Source organism: Microbacterium sp. MMO-20 (genome assembly GCF_037147735.1).
Lineage (GTDB): Bacteria > Actinomycetota > Actinomycetes > Actinomycetales > Microbacteriaceae > Microbacterium.
Genome location: NZ_JBBCUU010000008.1, coordinates 121,785 through 140,011, shown reverse-complemented (window position 1 = coordinate 140,011; position 18,227 = coordinate 121,785). Strand labels below are relative to the sequence as shown.

The window sequence follows — 18,227 nt, the reverse complement described above, 5'->3', positions numbered from 1 at the left end:
TCGATGGGGCGGCGTTCGTCGTGCGTGCCAGATTACAGATTGATCATGTGGCCCGCGAGACCGTGGAAGGCCTCCTGCAGCGCCTCCGACAGCGTCGGGTGGGTGTGCACGTTGCGTGCGAGCTCGAGCGCCGTGAGGTCCCACTTCTGCGCGAGGGTGAGCTCGGGCAGAAGCTCCGACACATCGGGGCCGATGAGGTGGCCGCCGACGAGCTCGAGATGTTCGGCATCCGCGATGAGCTTCACGAAACCGACCGGCTCGCCGAGGCCGTGCGCCTTGCCGTTCGCCATGAACGGGAACGTCGCGACCTTGTACTCGCGTCCGGTCTCCTTGTACTGCGCCTCGGTGTAGCCGAACGAGGCGACCTGCGGAGAGCAGAACGTCGCGCGCGGCATCATGCGGTAGTCGCCGAGCGCCATCGTCTCGGCGCCGCCGATCGTCTCCGCAGCGACGACGCCCTGGGCCTCGGCGACGTGCGCGAGCTGCAGCTTGGCGGTGACGTCACCGATCGCGTAGATGCCGTCGACGTTCGTGCGCATGAAGTCGTCGATCTCGATCGCCCCACGCTCGGTGAGCTTCACGCCGGTGTTCTCGAGGCCGAAGCCTTCGACGCGCGGCGCGAAGCCGATCGACATGAGCACCTTGTCGGCTTCGATCTGGCCCTTCTCGCCGCTCTTGTTGTCGGAGTAGGACACCGTGACCTTGTCGCCGGAATCCACCACCGATTCGACCTTCGTGCCGACGAGGATGTCGACACCGAGGTTGCGGTACTGCTTCGCGATCTCCTTCGACACGTCCGCGTCCTCGTTGGGGAGGGCGCGGTCGAGGAACTCGATGATCGTGACCTTCACGCCGTAATTCGTCAGGACGTACGCGAACTCCATACCGATCGCGCCGGCACCGACGATGACGATCGAACCCGGCAGGTCGCGCGTGAGGATCTGCTCCTCGTAGGTCACGACGTTCTCGCTGAGCGAGACGCCGGGGAGCAGGCGCACCGTCGAGCCGGTCGCGATGATGACGTTGTCGAAGGTGACCTCCTCGGTGGAGCCGTCGGCTTTCGTCACCGTGATCGCCTTGGGGCCGGTGAACGACCCGCGGCCCTCGTACTCGGTGACCTTGTTCTTCTTCATCAGGTAGTGGATGCCCTTGACGCGCCCGTCGGCGACGACGCGCGACCGATCGAAGGCCGCGCCGAAGTCGGCGGTGAACTCTCCCGAGATGCCGAAGAAGTCTGCCTTGTGCTTCAGCGTGTGCACGACCTCGGCGTTCTTCAGAAGCGCCTTGGAGGGGATGCAGCCGACGTTGAGGCAGACACCGCCCCAGTACTTCTCTTCGATGATCGCGACGGACTGACCGAGCTGCGCGGCGCGGACCGCTGCGACATAGCCGCCGGGGCCGGCGCCGAGGACGACGACGTTGTAATGAGGCATGCCTTAAGCCTAGTCCCGGCTCGAGGGTCGGCTCCTCGTCTTGCGCTCCACCACGACGAAGACGATGACGCCTGCGGCGAGCACCGCGACGAGCGCGCCACCCCACAGCCATCCCGTCATGTCGGTCCCGGCCATGTCGGGGTCTTCCGGGGCGGCATCGGTCGGCGAAGGCGCGCTCCCCGTCGGTGCCACGGCGGCGTCGCCCGCGACGGTGAACGTGAACTGGTCGGAGACGGGATGCCCGTCACTCGAGACGACCCGCCAGATGACGGTCACCTCACCGGCGGCGCTCCCGCTGAGCTGCTGCGTCAGCCGCGTTCCGTCGATGACGGGATCGCCGGACGTGAGATCGGTGCCCGCGGCATCCGTCACGACGACGTCGGTCGCGCCGGGCTCGTCCATGAGCACGCCACTGAAGGTCATCGTGATCTCCGCCGGGAGGGCGTCGACGCGCGCGCCCGTCGCGGGGTCTGAGCCGATCAGCTCGTCGTGCGCCCAGGCGGGCGCTCCGGCGAAGACGATGCCGATGACGGCGAACAATCCGATCAGCACCGCGGAGACGCGGAGCCTCGTGTGAACTTCTTGTGACATCACCCTTCCGAGCCTACGTGAGCCTGTCGCCGCACGGTCCTGCGCGATACCGTGGCCACACGCACGCAATGTGCATACCGGCGGGTCTCTCCGCGTGGCCCGCCCCGACGAGGGAGAGGTGCGCCGCGATGGACGCGATGATGATGAATGCGATGTCCGAGGACATGATGTCGATGGAGGGCATGCCCGCTCTGGACATGGCTGCCGTGATGAGAGCGGCGCAGACGTGCATGGATGCCTGTGCCGCCTGCGAGCAGGCCTGCACTGTCTGCTCCGTTCAGATGATGGACTGCGCGCCGTCGTGCATGAACTGCGCCGACATGTGCAACACGATGATGCGCGCCATGATGCGCATGCAGGGCATGACACCGGCATCCATGATGGCGATGCTCGATGCCTGCATGGCCATGTGTCAGACGTGCATGGACATGTGCATGATGCACGCCGATGAAAGCCCCGTCTGCAAGATGTGCGCCGATGCGTGCCGCGCGTGCATGGACGCCTGCATGGCGGTGAAGGACGCGATGGCCGCGGCCTGACGATGGGCGCTCAGAGTGCGAGCGCGTTGAACAGGTGGGAGCCCACGGCGAGCGTGTGGTAGCGCTCGTGGTAGGCGACCGGTGCGCCGGCCGTGACGACGGCGGCGGCGCCGGAGCCGTTCCACAGCGCGAGTGCGCGTCCGTCCAGCGTGTGCAGCAGGAGTGTGCCCTCCGCCGGGTCCGCGGTCGTCACGATCGCGTCGACCCATTCGCCGGGTGTCGCCGAGACCAGTCGCGCCTGGATCAGATGCACGGCGTGGCCCGGGGCGAAGGAGGAGCACGCCCGATCGTGCGCGCACATGCAGATCGCGTCCTGACGCACCGGGGCGGGCGTGAGGCGGTTCTGCGGCGTGGACACGGGAGGTCTCCTTCTGGTCGGGTGGGTCCAGGCTAGATCGGGCGCTCGGGCGTCGCTCGACGGGCGACACATCGCGCAACAAACCAGTAGGGTGAAGAGAGAGGAGGACACCGTGGACAACAGTGAGCGCGACGCCGCACCCGGCGCCGGAGACATCCGCCGAGACGCCGAAGATCCCGTCGCCGTCGGCCGCGGCGCCGTCGACTCGACGCAGACGTTCGGCCACGACTCCGACCTGTCGTTCATCCCGTTCGGCAGCGACCTGACCGAGGCCGAACTCGAGGCGATCGGCGCACTCCCCTCACGAGCGGCCCTGCTGCTCGTGCGCTCTGGCCCGACGGCCGGCGCGCGCTACCTCCTCGACAGCGATGTGACCACCGTGGGGCGTCACCCCGAGGCCGACATCTTCTTCGATGACGTCACCGTCTCCCGTCGGCACGCCGAGATCACGCGGACCGGCGGCTTCTTCGAGCTCGTCGATCAGCGTTCCCTCAACGGCACGTACGTCAACGGTGAGCGCGTCGATCGCGCCGTTCTCGACGACGGCGCCGAGGTGCGCATCGGCAAGTTCCGTCTCAACTTCTTCGTCTCACCCGTCGATCGCTCCGCGGTGGCCGGCGCGTGAGCCCCGCCGCGGCTTCCCGTGGACGCTCCGCGTCCTCGGGTCACCTCAGCATCGGCCAGGTACTGGCGCGCCTGACCCCGGAGTTCCCGCACCTGAGTGCGAGCAAGCTCCGCTACTTCGAGGAGCAGGGGCTCGTCGCGCCGCTGCGCACCGATGCGGGCTACCGCAAGTTCTCGCCGTCGGATGTCGCGCGCATCCGAACCGCGCTGACGCTCCAGCGCGACCATGACTTCAAGCTGGCCCGCATCCGCGAATACCTCGACGCGCACGATGGCGACACCGAGGTTGCGCTGCCGACGTCGATCCTCGAGACGCCGCGCCGCTATCGCCGCGATGAGCTCCTCGCGAGCGCCAACGCGTCCGCGGGGCTTCTCGACGCGGCGATCAGCGCGGGCCTGATCGTGCCGGCGGACACGTATGACGAACGCACGCTCGGGCTTCTGCGCGCGCTCGTCGCGCTCGATGGCCATGGCATCCAGCCCCGACATGTTCGCGGTACCCGCCAGGCCGTGGAGCGCGAAGTCGCGCTCGTCGGCAGCGCCCTCGCGCCGCTGCTGCGCCGGACGGATGCCGCATCGCGCGCACGTGCGAACGAACTCGCGCCCGAGCTGGTGCGGCGGATCGACGAGGCGCGCGCGGCGTTTCTCGGGGCAGCGCTCGACCGCCTCGCGCCGTGAGCACCGCGACACGCCGAGATCGCACGGCCGGATGTCGTTGCCGGTGGGGGAGTCGTCCTCTACCGTGGAAGGACAACACCGGTCCGGCTGGAGGCGACGATGACCGCGCATGACGCGCCCGCGGGTTCCCCCGCCGAACAGCCGTTCCAGACCGAGTTGCTGTTCACCGACGGCCTTCCGCAGATGGACGACGAGGTCGGCTACCGCGGGGCCGTCGCCGCCCGTGCCGCGGGGATCACCTATCGCCAGCTCGACTACTGGGCTCGCACCGAGCTGGTCGAACCGACCGTGCGCGGAGCCAGCGGGTCGGGCTCGCAGCGGCTGTACGGCTTCCGCGACATCCTCGTCCTCAAGCTGGTCAAGCGCCTCCTCGACACCGGCATCTCGCTTCCGCAGATCCGCACGGCGGTCGCGCAGCTGCGCGCAGCCGGCATCCGCGATCTCGCCGGCACGACTCTCATGAGCGACGGCGCTTCGGTGTACCTGTGCACGTCCAACGATGAGGTGATCGACCTCGTCAACCGCGGTCAGGGCGTCTTCGGCATCGCCGTCGGCAAAGTCCTGCACGAGGTCGAGTCGACTCTCGTCGATTTCGAGCCGCAGGCGCCGGATCCGGTCGACGAGCTCGCCGCGCGGCGCAGTAAGCGCTCCGCCTGACCCGCCGCTGAACCTGAACCCGACGCCGGGATCGCAGCTCCGCGCGCCGCGCGCCGTCAGGCCCGCTGCTCTCCTGCGGAGATGCGGCCGGTGCGCATGACACGGTCCAGGAGCGCGTCGAAGTCTCCCGCGAGTTCCTGAGCGGAGTCTCCGGGCCAGATGTGCAGTGGCTTCGCGGCCCCCTGCGCCTGCTGGAGCGACGTACGCTCGGGCAGCTGGGGCGAGAGGACGAGCGGCCCGAACATGTCGCGCAGCTCTTTGATGCGGAACTGGTGCTCGATCGACTGGGGGCGCACGCGGTTGACGACGATGCCGAGCGGCTGCAGGCGGGGCGACAGTCCCCGGCGGATCTCCTCGATCGCGCGGAGCGCGCGGTCCGCGGCCGCGACGGAGAACAGACCCGGTTCGGTGACGACCACGACGCGGTCGGATGCCGCCCACGCGGTGCGCGTCAGCGCATTGAGCGAGGGGGCGCAGTCGATCAGCACGAGGTCGTAGTCCGCCTCGATCGTGGCGAGCGCTTCCTCGAGCTTCCAGACGTCGCGCACGCTCGGATGCGGTCCGTCGAAGTTGATCGCCGACGGGCTGCCGATCATGACGTCGATCGTGCCGGAGTGCACCTTCGCCCAGCCGCTCGAAGTGATCGCCTGACGGACGACCTTCTCCTTGGGATTGGCGAGCACATCGGCGACGTTGAGACGTCCAGCGACCTGGATGTCCATGCCCGTCGACACGTCGGACTGGGGGTCGAGGTCGACGACGAGTGTCCGCACACCCCGGGCGAACGCCGCGGAGGCGAGACCCAGAGTCACGGTCGTCTTGCCGACACCCCCCTTGAGTGAGGAGACGGAGAGCACGTGCACAAGGCTCTACGTTACCGTCCCCTAGGCTGTGAGGACACTCAGGCATACCGTCGTGTGATGTCGCACGGCGGCCCCTCCCCTCGAGAGGTGAGCATGTTCCGTAAGATCCTCGTCGCGAACCGCGGTGAAATCGCCATCCGAGCCTTCCGCGCCGCCTATGAGCTGGGCGCGCGTACCGTCGCGGTGTTCCCGTGGGAGGATCGCGGCTCGCTGCACCGGCAGAAGGCCGATGAGTCGTACGAGATCGGTGTGCAGGGGCATCCGGTGCGTGCCTACCTCGACGTCGAGGAGATCATCCGCGTCGCGGTCGCCTCCGGCGCCGACGCGATCTATCCCGGGTACGGATTCCTCTCGGAGAACCCCGAACTCGCCGCGCGGGCCGCTGAGAACGGCATCACGTTCATCGGACCTCCCGCGCGCGCCCTCGAGATGGCGGGCAACAAGGTGACCGCGAAGGAGCATGCGATCGCCGCGGGGGTGCCGGTGCTGCGCTCCACCGAGGCATCCGACGACGTCGATGCGCTCGTCGCGCAGGCTGAGGAGATCGGCTTCCCGATCTTCGTCAAGGCCGTCGCGGGCGGAGGCGGGCGCGGCATGCGCCGTGTCGAGACTTCCGGCGAGCTGCCCCCGGCCATCGCCGAGGCCTCGCGCGAGGCGGCCGCCGCATTCGGTGACGGACGCGTCTTCCTGGAGCAGGCCGTCATCCGTCCGCGCCACATCGAGGTGCAGATCCTCGCGGATGCCGCGGGGGAGACCGTCCACCTGTTCGAACGTGACTGCTCCGTGCAGCGGCGCCACCAGAAGGTCATCGAGATCGCTCCGGCACCGAACCTCGACCCCGCGATCCGCGACGCACTGCACGCGCACGCCGTCGCGTTCGCACGCTCCATCGGCTACGTCAATGCCGGCACCGTCGAGTTCCTCCTCGAGACGGCGGGCCCCCGTACCGGCGAGGTCGTCTTCATCGAGATGAACCCGCGCATCCAGGTCGAGCACACCGTGACGGAGGAGGTCACGGACGTCGATCTCGTGCAATCGCAGATGCGCATCGCGGCGGGGGAGACGCTCGGTGAGCTGGGCCTCCATCAGGAGGACATCCATCTGCGCGGGGCGGCCCTGCAGACCCGCATCACGACGGAGGATCCGTCGCAGGGCTTCCGGCCCGACACGGGGCGCATCACGACCTACCGTTCACCGGGTGGGGCCGGCATCCGCCTCGACGGTGGCACGACCGCCGCCGGATCGCAGATCAGCCCGCACTTCGACTCGATGCTCGCGAAGCTCACGTGTCGCGGTCGCGACTTCCCCGCCGCGGTCGCCCGCGCCCGCCGAGCCCTCGCGGAGTTCCGTATCCGCGGCGTCTCGACGAACATCCCGTTCCTGCGTGCCGTGCTGGATGACCCGGCGTTCGTCGCCGGCGACCTGTCGACGTCGTTCATCGACGAGCGTCCCCAGCTGCTCACGCAGAACCCCTCGCGCGACCGCGCGACGAAGCTGCTGAACTGGCTCGCGGATGTGACGGTGAACCGCCCGTACGGCGAGAAGCCGCTGTCGGTTTCGCCGGGAAGCAAGCTGCCGTCGATCGATCTGCGGGCGCCGGTACCGCGCGGCAACCGCGACGTGCTGCGCGAACTCGGCCCCGCGGGCTTCGCTCAGGCCCTGCGCGCACAGACCGCCCTGGCCGTCACCGAGACGACGTACCGGGACGCGCACCAGTCCTTGCTCGCGACGCGCGTGCGCACGCGCGACCTCGTGCGGGTCGGCCCGCACGTCGCGCGCATGACGCCGCAGCTGCTGTCGGTGGAGGCGTGGGGCGGGGCGACGTACGACGTCGCCCTGCGATTCCTCGCCGAGGACCCGTGGGAGCGACTCGAAGCCCTCCGCGATGCGATGCCGAACATCCCGATCCAGATGCTGCTGCGCGGGAGGAACACCGTCGGCTATAGGCCGCGGCCGACCGCCGTCACCGATGCCTTCGTGAAGGAGGCGGCGGCGACCGGTGTCGATATCTTCCGCATCTTCGACGCCCTCAACGACGTCGACCAGATGCTGCCGGCGATCAGCGCAGTCCTCGAGACGGGCACCGGGGTGGCCGAGGTCGCCGTCTGCTACACCGCCGATCTGCTGGACCCCGCGGAGAAGCTGTACACGCTCGACTACTACCTGCGCCTCGCCGACCGCATCGCGGCATCCGGCGCGCACATCCTCGCGATCAAGGACATGGCGGGTCTTCTTCGCCCCGCGGCCGCGGCGAAGCTCGTCACGGCTCTGCGCGAACGCTTCGACCTGCCCGTGCACGTGCACACGCACGACACGGCGGGTGGTCAGCTCGCGACGCTTCTCGCGGCGAGCGCCGCCGGCGCCGACGCCGTGGATGCCGCCGCCGCCCCGCTCGCGGGGACGACGAGCCAGCCCTCGCTGTCCGCGCTCGTCGCGGCGCTTGCGCACACCGACCGCGACACGGGGCTGTCCCTCCAGGCCGTGAGCGACCTCGAGCCGTACTGGGAAGCCGTGCGTCACCTCTATCGGCCTTTCGAATCGGGTCTGCCGAGCCCGACGGGCCGCGTGTACCACCACGAGATCCCCGGAGGGCAGCTGTCGAACCTGCGGCAGCAGGCGATCGCGCTCGGTATGGCCGACGACTTCGAGCGCATCGAGGACATGTACGCGGCGGCCGACCGACTGCTCGGACGGCTGCCGAAGGTCACGCCGTCATCGAAAGTCGTCGGCGATCTCGCGCTCGCCCTCGTCGCGGCGAATGCCGATCCGGCCGACTTCGAGGAGAACCCGCAGAACTACGACATCCCCGACTCCGTCGTCGGCTTCATGGCCGGTGAGCTCGGTGACCTGCCTGGAGGATGGCCGGAGCCGTTCCGCACGAAAGTGCTCGCAGGCCGCGAGGTGTCCGTCGAGATCCCGCCGCTGAAGCCGGAGGAGGAGGACGGCCTCGCCGGCGATGCCGCGACGCGTCGCCGCACGCTCAACCGGCTGCTGTTCCCGGGGCCCGCGAAGGACCTCGAGGCTACCCGTGCCGCATACGGCGACCTCTCGGCACTCGGCACCCCGGACTACTTCTACGGCCTCAAGCCCGGCGAAGAGCACGTCGCCGAGATCGACCCGGGGGTGCAGCTCTACGTCGGCCTCGAAGCGATCGGCGAGCCGGATGCCGCGGGCATGCGCACCGTCATGACGACGCTCAACGGGCAACTGCGCCCCGTCTGGGTACGCGACCGGAAGGTCGCGGTCGACAAGGTCGCGGCCGAGAAGGCCGACACCTCCAAGCCCGGCCAGGTCGCGGCGCCCTTTGCCGGCGTCATCACGGTCAAGGCCGCCGTCGGCGACCGCGTTGCGGCGGGACAGCCGGTGGCTTCGATCGAGGCGATGAAGATGGAAGCGGCCATCACCGCACCCGTAGCGGGCGTCGTCGAGCGCATTGCCATCGCGACGAGTTCGCCGGTTGAGGCGGGTGACCTTTTGGTCGTCATCCGACCCGCCGACTAGCCTGGACCGGGGCGCGCGGCGCCCGCGAACGATCTGGGAGTGTGCAGCGTGGCCAATGAAGCAGGCGACAACGGGGCCGACGAGGTCGACAACGGTGTCCTTCCCGAGGCTGGCGCCGACACGACCGGCATCGGCATCGTGGCGGGCGGGACGGCGCAGGTCGACGTCGCGCTGCCGGTCGTGGCATCCGATGACGACGACCTCGTGGAGGATGACGACGTCGTCCTCGACGGGGTGGACGACGGCGCCCCGAGCCGGGTGATCCCCGCTCCGGCGGCACGCTCGCTGCCCGCCGCGGCCGAGCGGAGCGATGTCAGGGGTGCGGTCGCGGCGGCCGTGGCGCCGGAGTCCGACGCGGACCACCATGAGCGCGTCCGCCCGCGCACCTCCGAGATCACGCTGCAGTCCCGCCGGCTGGGTGACTTCGAGGCGGATCGAGAGAGCGCCGATCTGCTGACGCCCGATCGACTGCTCGACCCGGCCCACGTCGTGCGCGCCGAGCCGGAGGGGGCCTGGCGTCACCTCGTGGACACGCTCTCGGGGCGCCGTCTGAACCTCGGTGACAGCCGCCGCGCACGTGAGCGCAAGGCACTCGATGCACGCATCGCCGCGCCTCTTCCGGGCGGCGCACGATTCGTCCCGGTACTCTCGCGCAAGGGCGGCGTCGGCAAGACGACCGTCACGACTCTTCTCGGAATGGCGCTCGCCGACGCGCGGGAGGACCGCATCATCGCCGTCGACGCGAACCCCGACCGGGGAACGCTCGCCGAGCGCATCGGACGGACGAGCGGAAAGACCGTGCGCGACCTCGTGCGTGCGCGCGCCGACGTGCAGGGTTTCAACGACATCTCTCAGATCGTCGGTCGCGACCAGACGCGCCTCGACGTCCTGGCCTCCGATGCCGATCCCCACGTGTCCGAAGCCTTCAGCGATGACGACTACCGTGACGTCGCCGAGATCGCGGCGCACTTCTACTCGGTCGTGCTCACCGACACGGGCACGGGCATCGTGCATTCCGTGATGGATGCCACCCTCGAGCGCGCCGATACCCTCGTCATCGTCGCGGGACTCTCGATCGATGAGGCGCGCCTCGCCTCCGAGACCCTCACGTGGCTTGAGTCGAACGGGTACGCCGAGCGCGTGCGCGGCGCCGTCGTCGTCCTCAACACGGCGCGCCCCGGTGCGCCGCTCGTCCGTGCCGACGAGCTCGAGGCACACTTCCGCAGTCGTGTGCGTCAGGTCGTCCGCATGCCCTACGACCCGCACATCGCTTCCGGCAGTGCGATCGCCTTCCGCGATCTGCAGTCGGAGACCCGCGAGGCCGCACGTCGGCTTGCGGCGACGGTGGTCGAAGGTCTGCGCGCGCAGGCTGCCGCCTGATGGCCGTCCGCACGATCCGCCTGTTCGGCGACCCGGTGCTGCGCGCCGTCAGCGCGCCCATCGACACCGTCGACGACGGCGTCCGCAGCCTCGTTCAGGACCTTCTCGACACGGTCGAGCTCCCGGGGCGCGCCGGAGTCGCTGCCCCGCAGATCGGTGTCGGGCTGCGTGCTTTCAGCTACAACATCGACGGCGAGATCGGTTACATCCTCAACCCCGTGCTCGCCGAGGTCCGCGGCGAGCCCGTGCCGGTGGGTGAGGGATGCCTCTCGGTTCCGGGCCTCTGGCACGAGGCGTTGCGGCACCCCTGGGCGCGCGTCGAGGGTGTCGATCTCGACGGGAGCGAGGTCGTCCTCGAGGGGGAGGGCCTGATGGCGCAAGCCCTCCAGCACGAGACCGACCACCTCGACGGCATGTTGTACCTCTCGCGCCTCGCGCCCGACGACCGCAAGCGGGCGATGCGCGAGGTACGCGAGTCGGCGTGGTTCTGACCCGCGCCGCGGGCGGCGTCAGCCGAGCGACACGTTGGTGGTCGTGACCGGCACGGTGTAGATGTCCTCGATGGCGTCGGCGAAGTCGTCCAGGATGACGTTTCGCTTGATCGAGAGCTTCGGCGTGAGATGTCCGCTCGCCTCGGTCCACTCCGTGTCGAGGATCGTGAACTTGCGGATCGACTCCGCACGCGAGACGCCCTTGTTGGCGATGTCGATGGCGCGCTGGACCTCGGCCCGGACGGTCGGGTTGTTCGCGGCATCCGCCAGCGTCATGTCGGCGGCGAGGCCGTTGTTGCCGAGCCAGGTCGGCAGCATCTCGGGATCGAGTGTCACGAGCGCGGAGATGAACGGCTTCTGGTCGCCCACGACGACCACCTGACCGACGATCGGGTTCGCTCGGATCGGGTCCTCGAGCGCCGCCGGCGAGACGTTCTTGCCGCCGGCCGTCACGATGATCTCCTTCTTGCGACCCGTGATCGTGAGGAAGCCCTCGTCGTCGAACGACCCGAGATCACCCGTCTTGAACCAGTCTCCGTCGAACGCGGCGGCCGTTGCTTCGTCGTTCTGCCAGTACTCCTTGAAGACGTTGATGCCGCGGACCTCCACCTCGCCGTCATCGGCGAGGCGCACACCGACGCCGGGGAGGACGGGACCCACCGTGCCGATCTTGGACTTCTTGGCGAGATTGACCGTCGCGGGCGCTGTGGTCTCGGTGAGCCCGTAGCCCTCGAGGATCGTGACACCGAGGCTGTGGAAGAAGTGGCCGAGCCGCGGGCCGAGCGGGGCCGAGCCGGAGACGGCGTACGTCACGCGGCCGCCCATGGCGGCGCGCAGCTTGCTGTAGACGAGCTTGTCGAACAGGGCGAACTTGATCTTCGTGCCGAGGGGCACCTTCTTGCCCTCCTGGAGGAGGGTCGAGTGCTCGATCGCGGTGTGCGCGGCGGCGCGGAAGATCTTGCCCTTGCCGCCGGCCTCGGCCTTCTGCTCCGCCGAGTTGTAGACCTTCTCGAAGACGCGCGGCACGGCCAGCAGGAACGTCGGCTGGAAGGAGCCGAGCGCCGGAAGGAGCTGCTTCGTGTCGGGCTGGTGCCCGGTCTTGACACCCGCGTGGACATCGAGGATCGAAATGAAGCGCGCGAACACATGCGCCGTCGTGATGAACAGCAGGGTGGAGGCGCCGGGGGTGTTCACGACCTCTTCGAGCGCCTTCGCGGAGTTGCGCGCGAGTTCGACGAAGTTGCTGTGCGTGAGCACGCAGCCCTTCGGGCGTCCCGTCGACCCCGAGGTGTAGATGAGCGTCGCGATGTCGGAGCCGACGGCGAGGTTGCGACGACGCTCGATCTCCTCATCGGCGACATCGACACCGCCGGCGCGCAGGGTGTCCAGGGCGCCGGATGCCATGGTCCACACGTCGCGGATGAGCGGCAGCTCGGCACGAACCTCTTCGACGCGGGCGGAGTGCTCTGCGCTTTCGGTGAGCACCGCGATCGCTCCCGAGTCGGAGAGGATCCAGCTCACTTGAGAGGCGGAACTCGTCTCGTAGACCGGCACCATGACGGCGCCGGCGAAGAAGAGCGCGAAGTCGACGAGCGTCCATTCGTACGTCGTTCGGGCGAGGAATCCGACCTTGTCGCCGGGCTCGATGCCCGCGGCCACGAATCCCTTCGCCAGGGCGATCACCTCGCGCTCGAACTCGGCGGCCGTGATGTCGCGCCATCCCGCGCCCTCGCCCGAGCCCTCGGGCACGGCGAACAGTGCGAGCGACGGCGTCGCCTTCACCCGCTCGATCAGAAGGTCGCTGATGTTGGCATCGGGATCGGCAGGGACGATCGCGGGGACTTCGAACTGGGCGGCGGCGCTCATGGTGCGGCAACTCCTTCGGTACCGAGTGGCGTCGGGATGACGGCTGGGATCCAGTCTAACTGTTCGTGATACTCAGTCTCGCGGGGCGGCATCGGTACCGATCAATGTCCGGCGGATGCATCCCGTGGGACTGTTCTGTCCACACTAGACTCTCCGGTGCTGTGACGCCGATCGGCGTTGCGCGGAAATCGGGAGGAACACGTCGTGCTCAACGTCGGCATCGATATCGGCGGAACGAAGATCGCGGGCGGCGTCGTCGCAGAGGACGGACGCATCATCGAACGCGCGCGCGTCGTCACTCCGACGGACACCGCCGATCTCGCCCGCGCCGTCGCGGACATGGTCGAGGGCTTCGCCGTGCGCCACGATGTCCACAGCGTGGGCGTCGCGGCGGCGGGCTACATCGACCGCACGCGCTCGATCATGATGCACGCGCCCAACATCGATTGGCACGACGTTCCGCTGCGCGCGCAGTTCGAGGAACGCATCGGGCGCCCGGTGACCCTCGAGAACGACGCGAATGCCGCGGGCTGGGGGGAGTATCGGTTCGGTGCGGGGCGCGGCACCTCCGACATGGTGATGGTGACCCTCGGCACGGGCGTCGGCGGCGCCGTCATCGCCGACGGCACCCTCGTCATCGGCGCGAACGGCAGCGCGGCCGAACTCGGTCACCTGCGCTTCGTCCGCGGCGGGCGCCCGTGCGGCTGCGGGCAGAACGGATGCCTCGAGCAGTATGCGTCCGGGCGGGCGCTGCAGCGCGAGCTCGGTGACATCGCAGACGCCGGCGGGATCGGCGAGCGGCTCGCCGCGCACCGCGGCGCCGACGGTCTCGTGCACGGCCCTCAGCTCGCCCTGCTGCTGAGCGAGGGCGATGAGGGCGCGATCGAGGCGGTGCGTCGCGTCGCGACCGCGCTCGGCGAGGCCTGCGGCGGCTTCCAAGCGGTCCTCGATCCCGAACTCTTCGTGATCGGAGGGGGAGTGGCCGACCTCGGCGAGGTGCTGCTCGAGCCCACCCGCATCGCGTACGAATCCGCTTTGCCGGGGTTCGGCGACCGCCCGACCGCCCGATTCGTGACGGCGATGCTCGGCAACGATGCGGGCTTGGTCGGTGTGGCCGATCTGGCGGGGCTCCGGTCGGGCGTCCGGGCGGAGTGAGGGAACCGCGATGTTCTACTGGTTCATGAAATACGTCGTGATCGGACCGATCGTCAAGGCGATCTTCCGGCCGTGGATCGTGGGCCGCACGAACATCCCCGCGGACGGGGCGGCGATCCTCGCGTCCAATCACCTCTCGGTGAGCGACTCGATCTTCCTCCCGCTCATGATCGACCGCCCGATGAGCTTCTTGGCCAAGAGCGACTACTTCACGGGCAGGGGCCTCAAAGGCTGGGCGACGCGGATGTTCATGAAGGCGACCGGGCAGATCCCGATCGACCGTACGGGTGGAAAGGCCTCCGAGGACTCGCTCAACACCGGTCTGCAGGTGCTCGGGCGCGGCGACCTGCTCGGCATCTACCCCGAGGGCACTCGTAGTCCTGACGGCAAGCTCTACCGCGGCCGCACGGGCCTTGCTCGAATGGCGCTCGAGGCTCGCGTCCCCGTGATCCCCGTCGTCATGGTGGACACAGGTGAGATCATGCCGATCGGCCGCACGATCCCGCGCATCGGTCGCGTCGGCATGGTGATCGGTGAGCCGCTCGATTTCTCCCGCTTCCACGGCATGGAGTCCGACAGGTATGTCCTGCGATCGGTGACCGACGAGATCATGGTGGCTCTGCAGCGCCTCGGTGAGCAGGAGTACGACGACGTCTATGCCTCGACCGTGAAGGACCGCGCGAACGCAGTGGCGGCAGCCCCGTCGTCGCCGGCGGCGTGAGGCGCGGTCCGACCCCGTCATGCGGACCTCTGCGGGCGTGAGGCCCCACTAGACTGGCCGGATGCCCACCCTGCACGCCGACCTGGATCACTGGCGCTCGCTCCCGATCAAGCAGCAGCCGCTCTGGCCCGATGCCGACGCCGTCGCCGCCGTGTCGACCGAGATCGCGAGTCTCCCGCCGCTCGTCTTCGCCGGTGAGGTCGACAACCTGCGCGATCGTCTCGCGAAGGCCGCTGCCGGCCAGGCGTTTCTTCTGCAGGGCGGCGACTGTGCGGAGACGTTCGCCGGCGCCACCGCCGAGCAGATCCGCAACCGCATCAAGACGGTGCTGCAGATGGCCGTCGTGCTGACGTACGGGGCATCCATGCCTGTCGTGAAAATGGGGCGCATGGCAGGTCAGTTCGCCAAGCCCCGATCGAGCAACACCGAGACGCGCGGTGATGTGACGCTGCCTGCGTACCGCGGCGACATCGTCAACGGCTACGACTTCACGGAGGGGTCGCGCACGGCCGATCCGCAGCGGCTGCTGAAGGGGTACCACACCGCGGCATCCACCATCAATCTCATCCGTGCGTTCACGCAGGGGGGCTTCGCCGACCTGCGCGAAGTGCATTCGTGGAACAAGGGCTTCGCGCAGAACCCGGCGAATCAGCAGTACGAGCGCCTCGCGACAGAGATCGACCGCGCGATCAAGTTCATGGAGGCGGCCGGCGCCGACTTCGATGAACTCAAGCGCGTCGAGTTCTACACGGGTCATGAGGGCCTGCTGATGGACTACGAGCGGCCGATGACCCGCATCGATTCGCGCACGCACACGCCGTACAACACGTCGGCGCACTTCCTGTGGATCGGGGAGCGCACGCGCGAACTCGACGGAGCGCACGTCGACTACTTCTCGAAGATCCGAAACCCCATCGGTGTCAAGCTCGGTCCGACGACCGATCCGTCGGTGGCGCTCGCGCTCATTGACAAGCTCGACCCCGAGCGCGAGCCCGGTCGCCTGACATTCATCACGCGCATGGGTGCAGGCAAGATCCGCGACGCGCTGCCGCCGCTGCTGGAAGCGGTGAAGGATGCCGGTGCCACACCGCTCTGGGTCACCGACCCCATGCACGGCAACGGCATCACGACCCCCACCGGATACAAGACGCGTCGCTTCGACGACGTCGTCGACGAGGTGCGTGGGTTCTTCGAGGCGCATCGCGCCGCGGGGACCCACCCCGGCGGCATCCACGTCGAGCTCACCGGCGACGATGTGACGGAGTGCCTGGGCGGTTCGGAGCAGATCGACGAGGCGACCCTCGCGACGCGCTACGAGAGCCTGTGCGACCCGCGCCTGAACCACATGCAATCGCTCGAGCTCGCCTTCCTCGTGGCCGAGGAGCTCGAGAAGCGCTGATCCACGCGCCGGATCAGCCGGTGGAGCGGACGGTGATCTTCGTGCCGGGCAGCTGCATCGTGCCGGCAGCGGGGCTCGTGCTCGATACCGTGAAGATGCCCCACACGATCTCGGGCAGAGCGGTGCCGGGTTCGAAGCCCGCGTCACGCAGCGTCTGCATCGCGACGGCAACCGTGTCGCCGGTCACGTCGGGGACCTCGATGGGTTCCGGACCCTTGGATACGACGAGCGTGACGGTGTCTCCGGGGCGGAAGTGCCCGCCGTCCGCGCGGTCGGCGATGCGGATGACGTCGCCCTTGTCGACGTCGGAGCTGAACTCCTCGGTCGTGGTCGCAGCCAGATCGACCGAGCGCAGCTTCGCGGTCGCGGCATCCACCGTCTCGCCGGAGACATCGGGCACCGGGCCGATCGACACGTCGAACATGACCGTCGAACCCTCGAACGCGGTGCAGCCGTTTGCGCAGTCGACCGCGTCGCCGCCGCCGGGCGGCGTGATCCAGACGCCGATGACGGTGTCCGGATCGGCGTCGGTGAAGTAGCGCGACGGCTCCCCGGAGGCCGTGATGTACAGCGCCTCGAGGCTCTGCCGTGCGGCCTCCACGTTCTGACCGGCGAGCGCGCCGATGTCGTGGGATGCCGGACCGAGGGAGATGACGACAGTGACCTGGGCGTCCTTCTCGACGTGCGTCCCGCTCGTCGGGTCGGTACCGATCGCCTGCCCGGCCGGGACGTCGCGACTGTAGTCCTGCCCGGGGACGGCGACGAGGCCGTGCGCGGACAGCGTTGCCGACGCGTCCTCGATGCTCTGACCCGTCACATCGGGTACTGCGATGAGCGATCCGGGACCCGAGCCGAACCACCAGCCGGCGCCACCGGCGAGAGCCGCGAGCAGCAGCACGAGGACGAGCAGCCACCCCCCTTTGCGCGCGTTGCGGCGCGCACGGCGGCGCAGACGCGTGGCATTGTCGGTGTCGTCCGTCACCGTCGGGGCGGTGAAGCTCCCGGGTAGCACCTTGGTGACCTCGCCGGAATCGATGCCGTCATCGATGACAGCCGCACGCACCGCGGCCGCCGCGGGCGCGCGCACGACATGCGGGAACACCCCCAGTTCCTTCTCGATCTCCCGTAGGCGGTCGAGCATCACCCGGGCATCGGTGGGGCGCTCGTCGGGCTCGCGCTCGGTCGCCCACAGCACGAGCTCATCGAGCTGCTCGGGGATGCCCGGGTTCTTGGCGCTCGGCCGCGGCACGGAATCGGTCGCATGCTGGTAGGCGATCTGCATCGGCTGTTCGCCCTTGTAGGGCTGCTCGCCGACGAGCATCTCGTAGAGCATGATCCCGAGCGCGTAGATGTCGCTGCGCGCGTCCGCCGTGCCCCGCGTGACGAGCTCGGGGGCGAGGTAGGCGATCGTGCCGAGCAGCATCTGGCCCGTCGCGGTGTTCGCGCTCGTGGCGCGCGCCAGTCCGAAGTCGCCGATCTTGATCCGGCCGTCCTCGGCGAGCAGAACGTTCTCGGGCTTCACGTCGCGGTGGACGATCCCGGCGCGGTGCGCCGCAGCGAGGCCCGACAGCACGGCATCCATGATCGTGATGGTCTGCGGGATCGACAGCCGACGTTGCTCACGCAGGAGATCGCGCAGAGTGATGCCGGGAAGGTATTCCATGACGAGATAGGCCATCTCGCCGTCCTGGCCCTGATCGAAGACGTTCACGACATGCGGATCGGCCAGCCGGGCGGCGGCGCGCGCCTCCTGGATGAACCGTCCCTGGAACACCTGATCATCCGACAGGTGCCCGTGCATGACCTTCAGGGCGACGCGGCGCTCGAGGCGCAGATCGGTCGCGACGTAGACGGTGGCCATGCCGCCGCGTGCGATGCGAGCGCGCACCCGGTACCGTCCGTCGACCAGACGGCCGATCAGCGGGTCGGTCTGCTGGCTCGTGCTCACCCTGCGATTCTAGGGAGCGGATG

At 68.9% G+C, this 18,227-nt stretch carries 16 protein-coding genes; 10 read left to right on the top strand and 6 right to left on the bottom strand.

Features of this window, described 5'->3' with window-relative positions; translation table 11 throughout:
- Positions 1-32: 32 nt before the first annotated feature.
- Positions 33-1,433, bottom strand: a complete 1,401-nt coding sequence (gene lpdA / locus WFI52_RS11470; protein WP_242086534.1) for a dihydrolipoyl dehydrogenase — start codon at positions 1,431-1,433, stop codon at positions 33-35.
- A 9-nt stretch (positions 1,434-1,442) separates the two neighbouring features.
- A complete protein-coding gene (locus WFI52_RS11465; protein ID WP_336627014.1) occupies positions 1,443-2,024 on the bottom strand; it encodes a copper resistance CopC family protein in 582 nt (193 codons plus the stop codon).
- 128 nt (positions 2,025-2,152) lie between these two features.
- Here WFI52_RS11465 and WFI52_RS11460 point away from each other — a divergent pair, with 128 nt between their 5' ends.
- Positions 2,153-2,563, top strand: coding sequence for a hypothetical protein (locus WFI52_RS11460; RefSeq protein WP_336627013.1), 411 nt, complete (start codon positions 2,153-2,155; stop codon positions 2,561-2,563).
- A 10-nt stretch (positions 2,564-2,573) separates the two neighbouring features.
- Here the strand turns inward: WFI52_RS11460 and WFI52_RS11455 are convergent, their stop codons facing one another.
- On the bottom strand, positions 2,574-2,921 hold the full coding sequence (locus tag WFI52_RS11455) for a hypothetical protein (protein WP_336627012.1): 348 nt from the start codon (positions 2,919-2,921) through the stop codon (positions 2,574-2,576).
- Positions 2,922-3,033: 112 nt separating this feature from the next.
- Between WFI52_RS11455 and WFI52_RS11450 the strand changes: the two genes are divergently transcribed.
- From WFI52_RS11450 to WFI52_RS11440, 3 genes are all read left to right on the top strand, one after another.
- Complete coding sequence (locus WFI52_RS11450) at positions 3,034-3,546, top strand: FHA domain-containing protein (RefSeq protein ID WP_242086543.1); 513 nt, start codon at positions 3,034-3,036, stop codon at positions 3,544-3,546.
- The gene (ftsR, locus tag WFI52_RS11445) at positions 3,543-4,223 is read left to right on the top strand and encodes a transcriptional regulator FtsR (protein WP_242086545.1); all 681 of its coding nucleotides are present in this window, start codon (positions 3,543-3,545) and stop codon (positions 4,221-4,223) included. The genes WFI52_RS11450 and ftsR overlap by 4 nt, the downstream gene beginning before the upstream one ends.
- 99 nt (positions 4,224-4,322) lie before the next feature.
- Positions 4,323-4,880 (top strand): MerR family transcriptional regulator, encoded by a 558-nt coding sequence (locus tag WFI52_RS11440; protein WP_242086547.1) that lies wholly within the window; start codon positions 4,323-4,325, stop codon positions 4,878-4,880.
- Between the two features lie 56 nt (positions 4,881-4,936).
- On the opposite strand, the gene WFI52_RS11435 is transcribed toward WFI52_RS11440, so the two are convergent.
- Positions 4,937-5,743 carry a ParA family protein gene (locus WFI52_RS11435; RefSeq protein ID WP_242086549.1) on the bottom strand — a complete coding sequence of 269 codons (807 nt, stop codon included), beginning with the start codon at positions 5,741-5,743 and terminating at the stop codon, positions 4,937-4,939.
- 93 nt (positions 5,744-5,836) lie between these two features.
- Between WFI52_RS11435 and WFI52_RS11430 the strand changes: the two genes are divergently transcribed.
- The 3 genes from WFI52_RS11430 to WFI52_RS11420 are packed head-to-tail and all read left to right on the top strand — an operon-like array spanning position 5,837 to position 11,115.
- On the top strand, positions 5,837-9,244 hold the full coding sequence (locus WFI52_RS11430) for a pyruvate carboxylase (protein WP_336627042.1): 3,408 nt from the start codon (positions 5,837-5,839) through the stop codon (positions 9,242-9,244).
- Positions 9,245-9,292: 48 nt separating this feature from the next.
- Complete coding sequence (locus tag WFI52_RS11425) at positions 9,293-10,624, top strand: MinD/ParA family ATP-binding protein (protein WP_336627011.1); 1,332 nt, start codon at positions 9,293-9,295, stop codon at positions 10,622-10,624.
- Entirely contained in the window at positions 10,624-11,115 is a 492-nt protein-coding gene (locus tag WFI52_RS11420) for a peptide deformylase (RefSeq protein ID WP_336627010.1), read from the top strand. Before WFI52_RS11425 ends, WFI52_RS11420 begins: the two co-directional genes overlap by 1 nt.
- 18 nt (positions 11,116-11,133) lie before the next feature.
- Here WFI52_RS11420 and WFI52_RS11415 read toward each other — a convergent pair whose 3' ends face one another.
- Entirely contained in the window at positions 11,134-12,981 is a 1,848-nt protein-coding gene (locus WFI52_RS11415; RefSeq protein WP_336627009.1) for an AMP-dependent synthetase/ligase, read from the bottom strand.
- Between the two features lie 204 nt (positions 12,982-13,185).
- Here WFI52_RS11415 and WFI52_RS11410 point away from each other — a divergent pair, with 204 nt between their 5' ends.
- From WFI52_RS11410 to WFI52_RS11400, 3 genes are all read left to right on the top strand, one after another.
- Positions 13,186-14,136, top strand: a complete 951-nt coding sequence (locus WFI52_RS11410) for an ROK family glucokinase (RefSeq protein ID WP_242087424.1) — start codon at positions 13,186-13,188, stop codon at positions 14,134-14,136.
- 10 nt (positions 14,137-14,146) lie between these two features.
- Positions 14,147-14,857, top strand: coding sequence for a lysophospholipid acyltransferase family protein (locus WFI52_RS11405; protein WP_336627008.1), 711 nt, complete (start codon positions 14,147-14,149; stop codon positions 14,855-14,857).
- 61 nt (positions 14,858-14,918) lie between these two features.
- Positions 14,919-16,256: a class II 3-deoxy-7-phosphoheptulonate synthase gene (locus WFI52_RS11400; RefSeq protein WP_336627007.1), complete on the top strand. Its 1,338-nt coding sequence runs from the start codon at positions 14,919-14,921 to the stop codon at positions 16,254-16,256.
- Positions 16,257-16,269: 13 nt separating this feature from the next.
- Here the strand turns inward: WFI52_RS11400 and pknB are convergent, their stop codons facing one another.
- Positions 16,270-18,204, bottom strand: a complete 1,935-nt coding sequence (gene pknB / locus WFI52_RS11395) for a Stk1 family PASTA domain-containing Ser/Thr kinase (protein WP_336627006.1) — start codon at positions 18,202-18,204, stop codon at positions 16,270-16,272.
- Positions 18,205-18,227: the final 23 nt, after the last annotated feature.

What these genes read in the sequence shown, in the direction of transcription:
- WFI52_RS11460 (WP_336627013.1), top strand. Translation starts at nt 2,153, where the DNA reads ATGGACGCGATGATGATGAATGCGATGTCCGAGGACATGATGTCGATG.
- WFI52_RS11405 (WP_336627008.1), top strand. Translation starts at nt 14,147, where the DNA reads ATGTTCTACTGGTTCATGAAATACGTCGTGATCGGACCGATCGTCAAG.
- WFI52_RS11465 (WP_336627014.1), bottom strand. Translation starts at nt 2,024, where the DNA reads ATGTCACAAGAAGTTCACACGAGGCTCCGCGTCTCCGCGGTGCTGATC.
- WFI52_RS11440 (WP_242086547.1), top strand. Translation starts at nt 4,323, where the DNA reads ATGACCGCGCATGACGCGCCCGCGGGTTCCCCCGCCGAACAGCCGTTC.
- lpdA (WP_242086534.1), bottom strand. Translation starts at nt 1,433, where the DNA reads ATGCCTCATTACAACGTCGTCGTCCTCGGCGCCGGCCCCGGCGGCTAT.
- WFI52_RS11420 (WP_336627010.1), top strand. Translation starts at nt 10,624, where the DNA reads ATGGCCGTCCGCACGATCCGCCTGTTCGGCGACCCGGTGCTGCGCGCC.
- WFI52_RS11400 (WP_336627007.1), top strand. Translation starts at nt 14,919, where the DNA reads ATGCCCACCCTGCACGCCGACCTGGATCACTGGCGCTCGCTCCCGATC.
- WFI52_RS11415 (WP_336627009.1), bottom strand. Translation starts at nt 12,981, where the DNA reads ATGAGCGCCGCCGCCCAGTTCGAAGTCCCCGCGATCGTCCCTGCCGAT.
- WFI52_RS11430 (WP_336627042.1), top strand. Translation starts at nt 5,837, where the DNA reads ATGTTCCGTAAGATCCTCGTCGCGAACCGCGGTGAAATCGCCATCCGA.